General features: G+C 56.8%; 10 protein-coding genes and 1 tRNA gene. 6 read left to right on the forward strand and 5 right to left on the reverse strand.

The genetic code is table 11. The features are described 5' to 3' along the window. Nucleotides 1-52: 52 nt before the first annotated feature. Nucleotides 53-643 (forward strand): hypothetical protein, encoded by a 591-nt coding sequence (locus tag IEX74_RS16925; RefSeq protein WP_188815198.1) that lies wholly within the window; start codon nt 53-55, stop codon nt 641-643. A 103-nt stretch (nt 644-746) separates the two neighbouring features. Beyond that, nucleotides 747-3074 carry a GAF domain-containing protein gene (locus tag IEX74_RS16930; protein ID WP_188815199.1) on the forward strand — a complete coding sequence of 776 codons (2328 nt, stop codon included), beginning with the start codon at nt 747-749 and terminating at the stop codon, nt 3072-3074. A gap of 38 nt (nt 3075-3112) precedes the next feature. Here IEX74_RS16930 and IEX74_RS16935 read toward each other — a convergent pair whose 3' ends face one another. From IEX74_RS16935 to IEX74_RS16945, 3 genes are all read right to left on the reverse strand, one after another. Next, nucleotides 3113-3790 (reverse strand): phosphatase PAP2 family protein, encoded by a 678-nt coding sequence (locus tag IEX74_RS16935; RefSeq protein ID WP_188815200.1) that lies wholly within the window; start codon nt 3788-3790, stop codon nt 3113-3115. A gap of 146 nt (nt 3791-3936) precedes the next feature. Further along, nucleotides 3937-4018, reverse strand: a tRNA-Leu gene (locus IEX74_RS16940). A 122-nt stretch (nt 4019-4140) separates the two neighbouring features. Further along, the gene (locus IEX74_RS16945; RefSeq protein WP_188815201.1) at nt 4141-4863 is read right to left on the reverse strand and encodes a phosphatase PAP2 family protein; all 723 of its coding nucleotides are present in this window, start codon (nt 4861-4863) and stop codon (nt 4141-4143) included. Between the two features lie 254 nt (nt 4864-5117). Here IEX74_RS16945 and IEX74_RS16950 point away from each other — a divergent pair, with 254 nt between their 5' ends. Both IEX74_RS16950 and IEX74_RS16955 read left to right on the forward strand, forming a co-directional pair. After that, the gene (locus IEX74_RS16950; RefSeq protein ID WP_188815202.1) at nt 5118-5771 is read left to right on the forward strand and encodes a class I SAM-dependent methyltransferase; all 654 of its coding nucleotides are present in this window, start codon (nt 5118-5120) and stop codon (nt 5769-5771) included. Nucleotides 5772-5995: 224 nt separating this feature from the next. Then, nucleotides 5996-7831, forward strand: coding sequence for a M61 family metallopeptidase (locus tag IEX74_RS16955; RefSeq protein ID WP_188815203.1), 1836 nt, complete (start codon nt 5996-5998; stop codon nt 7829-7831). Nucleotides 7832-7915: 84 nt separating this feature from the next. Here IEX74_RS16955 and IEX74_RS16960 read toward each other — a convergent pair whose 3' ends face one another. Further along, nucleotides 7916-8644 (reverse strand): Bax inhibitor-1/YccA family protein, encoded by a 729-nt coding sequence (locus IEX74_RS16960; RefSeq protein WP_188815204.1) that lies wholly within the window; start codon nt 8642-8644, stop codon nt 7916-7918. Between the two features lie 190 nt (nt 8645-8834). On the opposite strand from IEX74_RS16960, the gene IEX74_RS16965 reads away from it, so the two are divergent. Next, complete coding sequence (locus IEX74_RS16965; RefSeq protein ID WP_188815205.1) at nt 8835-9422, forward strand: hypothetical protein; 588 nt, start codon at nt 8835-8837, stop codon at nt 9420-9422. Between the two features lie 226 nt (nt 9423-9648). Then, a complete protein-coding gene (locus IEX74_RS16970; protein ID WP_188815206.1) occupies nt 9649-10665 on the forward strand; it encodes an MBL fold metallo-hydrolase in 1017 nt (338 codons plus the stop codon). Between the two features lie 121 nt (nt 10666-10786). Here IEX74_RS16970 and IEX74_RS16975 read toward each other — a convergent pair whose 3' ends face one another. Beyond that, nucleotides 10787-12649, reverse strand: a complete 1863-nt coding sequence (locus IEX74_RS16975; protein ID WP_188815207.1) for an endo-1,4-beta-xylanase — start codon at nt 12647-12649, stop codon at nt 10787-10789. Nucleotides 12650-12651 lie beyond the last annotated feature (2 nt).

Genomic DNA, 12651 nt, shown 5'->3' on the forward strand with positions numbered 1-12651 from the left:
CTGGCTTTTTTGTTGAGGCTCCCGCGGCGCTACCGGCTTATCTTTGCTTGCTATGATACGTAATCTGTTCGTTTGGCTCCTGCTCAGCGGGGCTACCCTCGCGCTTGCCGCCTGCTGCGGCAACGTTCCCTGCGACAAGCAGGACGACTACGCCGATGCCCTGTTTTTCAAGTTCAACCTCGATTCAACCAGCACCCAAGGCTTTCGCCGCAAAGACATCGACACGGTGTATTTGAAACGTTATTCGCTGCCGGATACTGTTCTGAACACCAAGCCTACCGTCGAAACAATACGGCTTCTGCGCCCTCAACGGCAGGACAGCCTGCCGATCATTATCAACAACAACACGCCCTTTACCGCAGCCAATAACCGCAAACTGAATAGCTACCGCTACACGCTGTTTGTTGTGCGCTACCCAGCTACCTCTAAGCCGAAGATTATTGATACTGTGCGCTTTGTGCTAGATAACATTAAGCTTGATACCCGTTTAGAAGGCGAAGGCTGCTGCATGTATTACCGTAACCTGAGTAAAATCGTAGAAGTAAGTGAGATGCGGCAATTCGGCATGCGCCAGAACACAGTGCGCTGTGATGTCACAAAGAAGAACGGCCAAGACCAGCCAATTACCCTCAATCGGTTCTGAGCCTAGCTTGTTTCGCGCACACGGGAATAGCTGAAACCTAGGTAGTTCGTCGTCTGTAGTGCCCGCTCAACTTATTTGCTCTTTTGCCTGTTCTGCTTCCACTATGTTGACCGAACTTACTGCCCGTCCCGTCGTTGTGGGTTTCCCTTTTAAATCGACGCTGAGTCTGGAGCCGCTTATTGCCTATTGGAAATCGCGCGAGCAGGACAGCAACTCTGGGGTGGCGCTGCTCGCCCAGGCCATCGGCGAGCAGGTGGCGGCTAACCCTTGGTGCCGCGGCCCTATCATGGATATGAGCGTGCTGGAATGCAACTGTGACTTGGTGGAAACGCTGATGATAGCGCTGTTCCCACCCGCGGCCCGCGAAACCGACATCAGCGGTGCTATTCCGCCGTTCCAGTACTACAGCTTCTATCACACGCCGCTTTTCGCGCAGGTAATGCTTAATAATCTGACGATTAAGCAGCCTCTTAACATCGACGCGCGCACGATGAACATCCACACCACGCGCATGGTGTACCAGCTCATCCTGGAAACTATTTACGGCGTTACGCTGCCCGTCACGCGTTCCATCATCTTCACCGTGCCCGACTACAGCATTGGCTTGTACCGGCACTACAGCGTCACGTTCGACTCTTCATTCCTGACGGTGCATGTGGTGGGCGAAAAGCCCGAGCTAACGGAAGAACAGCTGGAGATGCTGACCCGTAACTTCCACCGGACTGACTTGTGGCAGGAATATCTACCTGCCGAAAGGTTTGATCTTGAAGGCTTTAACATCCTACATCTGGTAGATGTAACGGATCAGGAAATCTTATCGGAGCTGAAGTATGACCTGCTGGAGCGCGACGTGCTGCAAGCCTCCGACCGCCTGGAGCAGATTCAGGAGAAGCTGCGGGTGCTGTTTGGCCGGCCATTTTTGCAGCTAGGTATTGCCGCTTACGATGAGAAAAAGCAGGCCTTCGTCGACTTTGGCCGCAAGATCAACCACAGCTTTCTGACCAAGCAGCTCACCAACCAGGATGCTACCAGCGGCTTCCGCCAGATCTACACGCAGCTCTGGCAAGACCGCCAGCCCCTCGTGCTCGAAGACGTGGAGAAGGCCGACATTCCCGAAGACCTGCGCCAGCAGATTCTGAGCCTAGGTATCCGGTCGGCTATCCTAGCTATTCTACCCTACGGCGACGATACAGTGGGCTTGCTGGAGCTAGGTTCGCCCAACGTCGGCGACCTGGACGAGTTTTGCCTGGAGAAGGTCACGCAGTTTGTGCCGCTGTTTGCGGTGGCCGTAAAGCGCAACGCCGAGGAGCTGCAAACCCGCGTGCAATCTATTATCAAAGAGAAGTTTACGGCCATTCACCCCACCATGGAATGGCGCTTCACTGATGCAGCCTTGCACCTGCTGGAGCAGTTTGAGGCCGGCAACAAAAACGCGGAGATGGAGAGCATCGTGTTTCACGATGTGTATCCGCTGCACGGCTCCGCCGACATCCGCAGCAGCAGCACGGCCCGCAACGAAGCCATTCAGGCCGACCTGATTGAGCATCTGACCTTAGCAAATAAGGTCCTCAAGAAAGCCTCTGAATTCCAGGCGTTGCCTATTCTGGATGAGTTGAAATTTTACGTCAATAAGAACCTGCGGCGTCTGCGGCAAGGCATTCTGACGGGGGACGAGGTGAGTATTTTTGAGTCGCTGAAGACGGAGGTAGAGCCTCTGTTCACTTACCTGGCCCAGAATACACCCGAGCTGCGGTTCGTGATTGATAACTATTGGGCGAACATGGACCCCGAGCTAGGTATCGTTTATAAGCGGCGTAAAGCCTTCGAGCAGAGCGTGATGCTGATCAATGACACCATCAGCGACTACCTCGACGAGGAAGAAGCCAAGGCCCAGCAGATGTACCCGCACTACTTCCAGCGGTTCAAGACTGATGGCGTGGAGCACAACATCTACGTGGGCGCGTCCTTAGTCGAAAATAAGCCGTTTGACCTGGTTTTCCTGAAGAACCTACGCCTGTGGCAGCTGCTGGTCACGATTGAGATTACGCGGCGCACTCACCTGCTGAAGCCCGCGCTGCCTGTTCCGCTCGACACAACCCAGCTGCTTCTGGTGCACAGCCAGCCGCTGAGTATCCGTTTCCGGCAGGATGAGCGGCAATTCGACGTAGATGGCGCTTATAACATTCGCTACGAAATCGTTAAGAAGCGCATCGACAAGGCCACAGTGCTCGGCACCGGCGAGCGGCTTACGCAGCCCGGCACCATTGCGCTGGTCTACTCCCAATCACGCGAGGCCGATGAATACCTCGAATACATCGACTATCTCCACGACCGTGAGCTGCTGGAGCCCGGCGTAGAAGAGTTGGAACTGGAAGAGCTACAAGGCGTTAAAGGCCTGCTGGCCTTGCGCGTACGAGTAAAACTTAGTTGACAGTAAGCAATGAGCAGTGACCAATGCACCTTACCAAATTACTCACTGCTCATTGTTAATTGCTTCCTCTCCCACAGCCGCAGTGCGGCGCGCAGTAAGATCAGCCACACCAGACCAGCGGCGAAGCCGGCCAGTACGTCGGTGGCGTAATGAACGTGCAAGTAGATGCGAGTCAGGCCGATAATAACGGCCCAGGTTATCAGCAGGGCGGACCAAACCGGGTGCCGGCCGTGGCGCCATAGCAGCCACGCCGCGCAGCCGTACAAGGCCACTCCGATCATGGCGTGGCCGCTGGGGAAGCTCAGACCGGGCTGCGGCAGCAGCGCCGTTTCGGGGCGCAGACGGTGAAAGTGGTTCTTGAGCAGCTGGTTCAGAATCGAGGAACCTAGCACTGCCAGGAAAAGCTCCAAGGCTTCGTGCCGCCGTTTTTGCCACGCCAGAAAGCCAGGCAGCAAGATTCCGGTTGCCGTGAGGAAGGGAGCCGAGGCAAAAAAAGTAAGCCGCCGGACCCACGTAGTAAGGTTAGGGTAAGTGGCCCGTAGCGCATCCATTTGGTGAAAAGCCAGGTCGTCGAGGCGCGCCGAATGCTCCACGAATACCACGCGGGTCAGATAAAAGAACAGCACGAACGCCCCCAGAAACATCACTCCCACCAGCACGATTTCAACCGTCAGCAGCCCTAAAAGAGCCAACAAGCGCTCCGTAAGCTTTTTCATGCGGGTGGTTGTGGGTTGAGTGGAACGCCAGGTCGCGGCACAAGCCGAAACACGACAGGTAGCTTTAACGGTTAACCTAGCTTTAAAGCGCTTAGAACCAGATCTTAATAACACAAAAAAGCCGGCCCAAATGGACCGGCTTTTCGTGCGCTCGGAGAGACTCGAACTCTCACACCTTTCGGAACTGCCGCCTGAAGACAGCGCGTCTACCAATTTCGCCACAAGCGCAGCTAGTGTCAAACTCTGTTCTCCCTTCCGGAGGTGCCTTTTGACGCTGCAAAGATATGGGCGAACAGCAGTTTTTCGCCACAAATTTTGAAAATAATTTCCAAGAAAAGTTGTTTTCTGCGCTATATAACCTGTTTTTCAGACGTTTGCATTGTCTTTTTAAATCGATTTTTCGTTATTCTTTCGATGCGTTTTAGCAGCGGAATGGCAATCAGCAGCCAGATAGCGCCAGCCATGAAACCGGCCAGCACATCGGAGGCGTAGTGCACACGCAGGTATACGCGGGTAATACCAATGAGCAGAATCAGCAGCACCAGCACGACAATCAAGCTGCGTCGGAGCCACTTTATGCTAGGGCGGCGAAGGTGAGTGTACACTAAATAAATCAGCAGCCCGTAGAAAGAGGCCGAAATCATGGCGTGGCCGCTGGGAAAGCTCAGCCCTTCGGCCGACACCAGCGGCAGCAAAGGCCGAGGCCGGTGGTAGGCGCTCTTGAGCACCAGATTCAGCGTGATGCTGCCCAGGGCTACTACCGGTACCAGCAGCGAGTACCAGCGGTGACGCCGCACCAGGAAATAACCGATTAGCAACAAGGCGGCTCCGGTGATAAAATCGCGCGAGGCCAGAAAAGTCACGTTCTGCACCCAACCTAGCCTGTCGGGTCCGAGCAGCCAATGTGCCCACCGAAACGCCTGCGCATCAAACGTAGCTATATCCTGATTGAGCACCTCGCGGCCCAGCGCTAGAAAGGAGATAACGCCGAGCACTCCGATCAGCAGCGTAACCGTAAACTCGGCGACGAACAACGTGATGCCCGCCAGCAAACGACGCAGAGAGTTAGTCATGAAGCTAGGTTTGGCGGTGGGTAAGGCTGGCTAAGTGGCTATCTAAATCAGGGTGTCATCTCGACCAGCGGGAGAAATGACGGTCTTTTTATAGTGCCCTGGTGAGGTGAGCTTTTAGTGACTACAACGTAAGGAGGCATAACCTAGGTACGAAGCCAGGTTGAGCAGTGAAGCCGCACCCCGACTACAACGCAAGGCGACTTGCCGGCGTACTACGTGCAACCTAAGGCTCAACGAGGCGCTGGTCACTTTTCATGCAAAATTCGGACGCAGGCTTCGACCACCTCGCTAGCTTCTACGATTTATTGGCGAGCTTGGTCTTTGGCCGCACCTTGCGGCGGGCACAGCAGGCCGCGTTGTCGGGCTTACCAGTGGGCGCACCTAGGTTGCTCATCATCGGCGGCGGCACGGGCTGGATTCTGGGAGAAGTGCTGCGGCGCTGCCCTGCGGCCCAGATTCTCTACGTGGAAGCTTCCGCTGGTATGCTGCGCCAATCACGCGCAGCCTTGCGCCGCACAGCCGCCGCGCACGAGGCACAGGTAGAGTTTCGGCTCGGCACTGAAGCGGCGCTCAAATCGGGCGAGACGTTCGACGTAGTTATCACCTTCTTCTTCCTGGATCTGTTTGAAACCGTGCGGTTTGGAGCGGTACTGCGGCAGCTCAACGCGGTCCGGCGCCCTGGTGGCCGGTGGTTACTCGCCGATTTCTGCAAGCCGAACGGGTGGTGGCAACGGGCTTTGCTGGCCGTGATGTATCAGTTCTTTCGTGTTACGACCGGCATCAGCGCCCGGCAGCTTCCAGCCATTCACGCTGGCCTGGCAAACCTAGGTTTGCACCCGCGGCGGCAGCAATGGTTTTATGCGGGCATGATCGAAGCCACGGTTTTCGAAGAGAAGCCCGCGCTGTAGTGCGAACCGCTAGCCTGTAGCACGAAGCCTGTGCTTCGCGTATCGTTGAACGTCCTGTAGCGAGAACTCTGTAGTTCGCGTAGCGCAGAACGACGGGCACCTAGGTTTTCCAAATGTACTCGTTCCCCGATACGCGAAGCACAGGCTTCGTGCTACAGGCGCGCGGCATTCTCGGCTTGCCTCTTAATTTTAGGCGCCTTCTACTCTTCACAACCACAACCCTTATGCGGAATCTTGCCGCTACCCTCTTGCTCGCGCTGGCGCTACCCGGCGCGGCCCTGGCCCAAACGACGCCCGTGCAGTACACGGTAGCCTTCCCGAATGCCGTACACCACGAAGCCCAGGTGACGGTCGTTTTTTCAGACCTGAAACCCGGCACCTTGCAGGTGCGCATGGCGCGCAGCTCGCCGGGGCGCTACGCCTTGCACGAATTTGCCAAGAACGTGTACGCCGTACAGGCCACCGACTCGAAAGGCAAGGCACTGAGCATCAGCCGGCCCGACCCGTACGGCTGGGACGTAAGCGGCCACGACGGCACCGTGCGCTTTACCTACACCCTCTTCGGCGACCGAACCGACGGTACCTACGTGGGCATCGACCAGATTCACGCTCACCTGAACATGCCGGCCACCCTAGCTTTTGCCCACGGCCAGGAGCAGCGACCCGCGGAAGTAAAGTTTGACTTGCCGGCGGGCTGGCAGGTGGCCACTCAGCTGAAGCCCGACCCGGCCAAAGGAACCTACTACGCGCCGCATTTGCAGTACCTGATGGACAGTCCCACTTCCCTGGGCCCGCAAAAAATGCGCACCTGGCAGGAACAGGGCAAAACCATCGAGCTGTCGGTAGTGCACACGGGGACGGATGCGGAGCTGGACGCCTACACGGACCTGACCAAGAAAGTGGTGCACGAGGCGGCCGCTGTTTTCGGCGAGCTACCTAGCTACGATTTTGGCCGCTACACCTTCGTAGCCAACTACTTGCCCCAAACCAGCGGCGACGGCATGGAGCACCGCAACTCCACCAGCGTCACGAGCAGCAGTCCGCTGCGAGGGCTGGGCGTGCTGCGCAACCTAGGTACGGTGTCGCACGAGTTCTTCCACTCCTGGAATGTGGAGCGCATCCGGCCTAAGTCGCTGGAGCCATTCGATTTTGAGCGGGCTAACATGAGCGAGGCACTTTGGTTTGCCGAAGGCTTTACGCAGTATTATGGCGACCTAATCGTGCGGCGCTCGGGGGCCATCACCGATGAGCAGTATTTCGAGGACGTTACCGGCATTGTGAATGCTATGCTGAACTCGCCGGGCGCCAGCCGCTACTCGCCGGTGGAGATGAGCCGGCAGGCGCCGTTCGTGGATGCGGCCGTGAGCATTGACCTTAACAACCGCGGCAATACCTACTTGTCTTACTACATTATCGGGGCCGGTAATGCGCTGGCGCTGGACATGTTATTGCGCCAGAATTACAAAACTGACCTCGATGCCTACATGCGTGCCGTGTGGCAGCAGTACGGCAAGCCCCAGCGCGACTACGCGCCTGAGCGCCCTTACACGCTGCCCGATTTACAGCGCGTGCTAGGTCAGGTGAGCCGCGACACGGCCTTTGCGGGTCGTTTCTTTCGCGAGCATCTCACGGGGCACCAACTTCACAACTACGAGCAGCTGCTGGCGCCTGCCGGACTCGTGGTGCGACGCGCCAAGCCGGGGCAAGCTAGCCTAGGTCTGGCTCGCCTAACTTTTGCGGATAGCACCATCGCGCTGGCCGCCAATACGCTCATCGGCAGCCCACTTTACCAAGCCGGCCTCGACCGTGAAGACCAGATTCTGAAGCTGGATGGCAAGACGCCAAAGAGCCAGGAGGAGCTAACGCAGCTGCTGGCCCAACACAAGCCCGGCGACGTGGTGCCGGTGGTGTTCCGCTCGCGTGGGCAGGAGCGCACCGCCCAGGTGACGTTGGTGGAAAGCCCGCTGGTAGAAGTCGTGACGTACGAGAAGGCAGGTCGTCCCGTGACCAAGCAGATGCAGAAATTCCGGGCGGCTTGGTTAGGCAGCAAGGCCAAGTAAATCATTCGGCCAGTCCCAACTCTGCCGCATAAAAAAGCCTCTCCAACAACTCGGAGAGGCTTTTTACTTGGTGTTAACCTAGGCTTACCGACGCCGGCCGAAGAGGCGAAGTAGGAACAGGAACAGGTTGATAAAATCGAGGTAGAGCGTGAGGGCACCTAGCATGGCGGCCTTCCGGTCGGCTCCTTCTTCCTCAAACCCTACGAAGGCCAGCGACTTCACTTTTTGCGTGTCGTAGGCAGACAGTGCCGTAAACAGCAATACGCCGATAAAAGACGTAATCAGGTACAGCATCGAATTGAGCCAGAAAACATTGACAACCATGGCAATCACCAGCCCAATCAGCGCCATGAACAACAGGTTGCCCCAACGACTGAGATCGGTGCTGGTAGTGTAACCGTAGAGGCTCATCGCGCCAAAGGTGGCAGCCGTCACGAAGAAGGTAGAAGCAATTGAATCGGCCGTATACACCAGAAAGATGAGGCCGAGTGTGAGACCATTGAGCACCGAGTAAGCGACAAAAGCGCCTACAGCCTGCCCTCCTGACATTTCGAAGATATTACGCGATAAGTAGCCTACTACCAGGAACTCGGCCAGCAGCATCGCCCAGAATACCAACCGGTTGCCGAAAATCATATCCTGTAGCTCGGGCGAAGCACCCACCAGCAGCGCCACCCCGCCGGTAATAGCCAGGGCGCCAGCCATCCAGCCGTACACCTGCGTCATAAAGCGAGCCTGAATCTGGGTTGCTTCTTCGGCACTCAGAACTCGCTGCTGAGGCTGCCTGGTTTCTTGTGGCACTAATTCTTCCATACAATTGAATGAGGGTATAAAGAGGGTTAAGAGGTAAACGTCTGAGCAAAATACAGCTTTTTCAGTACATAGACCTAGGCTAATTTATATGCGCTTTTGCGGCTCCTTTACAACCACGTTCTATGTTGTCGGTGGGTTTCGTATCTTGTGAGTACTTAAACCTTTTCGGCGCTGTTTTTCTTTGCTGATTATGCTTCGTTCCTTCTTTACAGCCGCCTCGCTGCTAGTGGTTAATCTAGCGCTGGCACAAGGACCTGCCACCTCAACCCTGGCCGCGCCAACTCCCGGCTTGCTTGGCCCGCGGGTGTCGTACCACTTAGATGCGGGCATGCAGTTCGCGGGGCGCTATGGCTCAGCTTCTTACCTCAGCCCAACGGCTACGTACCAAGTTTCCAACCGTTTTCGTCTTTTCACGGGCCTGACGTATGTGCGCACGCAGTCGAGCTTTGGCTACGCGTACAATCCTTCCACCGATAAGCCGCTGTCACCCAGCTTCAACGCGACGAATCACCTCCTGATACAAGCCGGCGGCACGTACCTGGTGAGTCCGCGCCTGGCCCTGACGGGCAGCGCCTGGAAAGATCTTTCTCAGCAGCCGTACACCCCTAGGGTTAATCCTTACGCGGGCTTTGGCAACCTAGGTTCCGGCGTAAACATCCGCGCTGACTACCAGCTTACCGAGAATATTTCGGTGTCGGGGGGTGTGCGTGTGACGCAGGGCGCCACGCCCGGATACGGCGGCCTGTACGGCTCACCGATGATGCCGCTCGGCTACTAAACTATACGCCGGCAAGACAAGTTTTTGCCTTCGCGCAACAAAGCCTCGGGAAGCTTCCGGGGCTTTGTTGTTTTGTAGTTATCTGATTGTTCGTCACTCCGAGCAGCGCGAGGGACCTGAGTACAAATCCCAGGTTCGTAGACCTAGATTCCTCGGGCTGCTCGGAATGATAGTTTGCATCATCCTCGCTCCTAACTTCTAGCTTCCATCTCCTAGCTCCTTCTTCATGTCCGCCCGCATCAGCTACGCTCATAATTCTCAACTGCAAACTATTCGCCGTAACTATCCGGGTAATAAGCTTTTCGGGAAAGAATTCGCCAACGGCGAGACCTTGTATGAACCTAGCTTCAGAACGGTTTTTCGCTGGAAGTTCATGACCAAAAATCCGCAGGAAGCCGAGAAAAAGGCCGATAAGTGGGCGCCAGCCGTGGTGCCGTGTGCGGAGGTGTTCAAGTCGAAAGAAGACATGCTGGTGTGGCTGGGTCATGCCTGCTTTCTGCTGCGCGTGGCAGGCGTCACGCTGCTCTTCGATCCAGTCCTGTTTTCCTCGCTGGGGCTGCGCCACCGCCACCCGTTGCCCTGTGGCCCCGAAGACATTCGCAACATCGACTACCTGCTGCTCAGCCACGGTCACCGCGACCACCTCGACGAGCGCTCCATCAAGCTGCTGGCCGAGCAAAACCCACGGATGCAGGTGCTGACGTCGCTACGCATGACCCGCCTGCTGAACGGTATGGTGCGGCAGCTGCCGGTGCAGGAAGCCGGCTGGTGGCAGCAGTACGACCTAGGTCCGGATGCGCCCCTGGAAATCACCTACCTGCCCGCCTCACACTGGCACCGCCGCGGCCTCAACGACCTGAACCGCATTCTGTGGGGCAGCTTCATGATTCGGGTAGCCGACAAGCTCATCTACTTCGCTGGCGACAGCAGCTACGCACCTCACTTCGAGCAGATTGAAGAGCAATTTGGCCCCATCGATATTGCCCTGATGCCGATTGGCGCCTACAAGCCGTCCTTCATGATGCACCAGAGCCATATGGATCCGCACGAGGCAGCAAAAGCAGCAAACGTACTCCGCGCCGGCCATGTAGTGCCCATGCACTACGGCACCTTCGACCTCTCCGATGAGCCCGCCTCCGAACCGCTGCGCACACTGGAAGAAGTAGCGCATGGGGGTATGCTTCGCGGCGAGCTGTACGCGCCTGCCGTGGGCGAAGTGCTGCGCTGGCACGAGTGGGAGTAGCCCTATGATTCTAGAGCTGAACTACGTGAACTAACTGCCACAAAAAACCCGTTCTAGCTTCCTAGAACGGGTTTTTTGGTAAAATTTACGCTATAAACAGTTGATTTTTCAGCAAGCTATCCTATTGAACTACCAGCTTTTTCGACTGCACGTTCTGTCCGTCTGACAGCTCCACGATGTAGACACCCGGTGCCACGTTCAGCTTCAGCTCCACGGAAGGCTGCTTCGCTACCGGCACTACCTGGATCTGCTTGCCGCTCAGGTCGAGTACCCGGATCTGGCTGATTTTTTCGGTCCCTTGCAGCGTGAACTTGCCGCCGATAGCCGGGTTAGGATACGCGTTGATGGCGTACTTCTCGGCCTTCTTGGTACCTAGCACCGTCTGCCTAACATAGTTCCTGAGCCACACTAGTGCTGGTCGCTCCGTCTCGTCGGCGTTGACCAGGTAGGCGCCCTGGGAGCTGCGCCAGTGCCCAAGGCGGTAGCCCCAAATAGTGATTCCCTTGATGCCTGGGTTTTCCCAGAACAACGGAAACACGCGCTGGTACTCCGCCAGTTGCACCTGATCATCTATCTGATTTTGAGCATTCAACGCATCAATATCCAGCTCCGTAATATACACGGGCAAACCAGTTGCAGCAAAGGAGTTAATTGTCGAGGTCAGCGTAGCGGCTGAGGTTCCTCGGGTCGAAAAGGCGTGGCCCTGCACCCCAATGCCATCAATCAACCCGCGGTCTTTCAGCAGATTGATGATGCGCACATAGTTCTGGGCGCTTGTAAGCGAGTTTTCTACGCTGTAGTCGTTGAGCCACAGCTTAGCGTTTGGGAAATATTGGCGGGCAAGCTGGAAGCCCGTAATAACCCAATCCCAACCGGTGGTGCCGCTGCCACCCAGGGCGTTGGCGTAATTGCCGCCGCGCCCGTCGGTGCCCGCTGAGGTAGGGGGCGCGTGAAGCGGCTCATTTACTACTTCGACGACATCAATATTCGGGTAGCGCTGGGCAACCAGCATAAACCACTGGTTGATTTCGGCCAGCTGCTCGGCGGGCGGCAACGTGGCAATCCAGGTGGGTTGTTGCGAGCCCCACAGCAGCGTATGCATCTTGAAGGGCAGGCCGTTATCCTTAGCTAACTTGTAGGCGGCGTCCATCTCCGTCCAGTTCATCACGTCGCGGGTGCCTTCCACCGAACCCCACTTACCCGCGTTTTCGGGCGTCAACTGGTTCCAGTACGCCAGGAAGTTGGGTAGCTGCTGCGGGCTGTAAATACCACCCAGAAACTTCGATTTGCCCGCTGCCAAAGGCGGGCCGGTTGGCGTTGGTACGGGGTTGGGTGGCGTGGGCGGCGTGGTCGAGCCCGGCTGCCCGTTATCTAGGTTGCCCACCGTGAAGTAGATGCCGGTGCCGCCAAATACAATCTTATCGATATCCAAGCCATTTTCGCGGCTACCGATCTGGAACGTTTGGGTAAGGTTGCCGGCCGTCACGGTGAAGCTGATGGGCGTTGCGCCCCCGTTGAACTTCGACAGGTTCAGCCACTTCCAGACGTTGGACTGCACGGCCGGTCCGCCAGCTTCTACTACTGCATTCGCATCGGTATAGCCGGCGCCGTAGAGGCCGTTGCAAAGCACCCAATCAGTGGTAGCTGTCGGCGACTTGGTTCCGAAGCCATTGGCATAATAAAAGCTGTCGTCGTTGGCCGAGTTTGCCCCTACCCGGATGCGGGCATAGAGGTCGTAAGAGCCGGGAGCGGGAAAGGTGACAGTGTAGGTAGCCACCTTAGAGTCATTACCAGGGAATTGAGTAGCGGCATAATCTGTACGCGGCGCGATGTAGGTGACGCCAGCGGCCGTGGGCGTGTTCCAGTCCGAACCTAGGACTCCGGACTCAGCCTGGTGAATAATGGGCGCATTCTGCGTCTGGGCGTAGAGCCCAGTGGATGCAAACAGCGCTGCAAAAAACAAGGTGTGTTTAAATTTGATCATAG

It is taken from the genome of Hymenobacter cavernae (genome assembly GCF_014641455.1).
Taxonomy (GTDB): domain Bacteria; phylum Bacteroidota; class Bacteroidia; order Cytophagales; family Hymenobacteraceae; genus Hymenobacter; species Hymenobacter cavernae.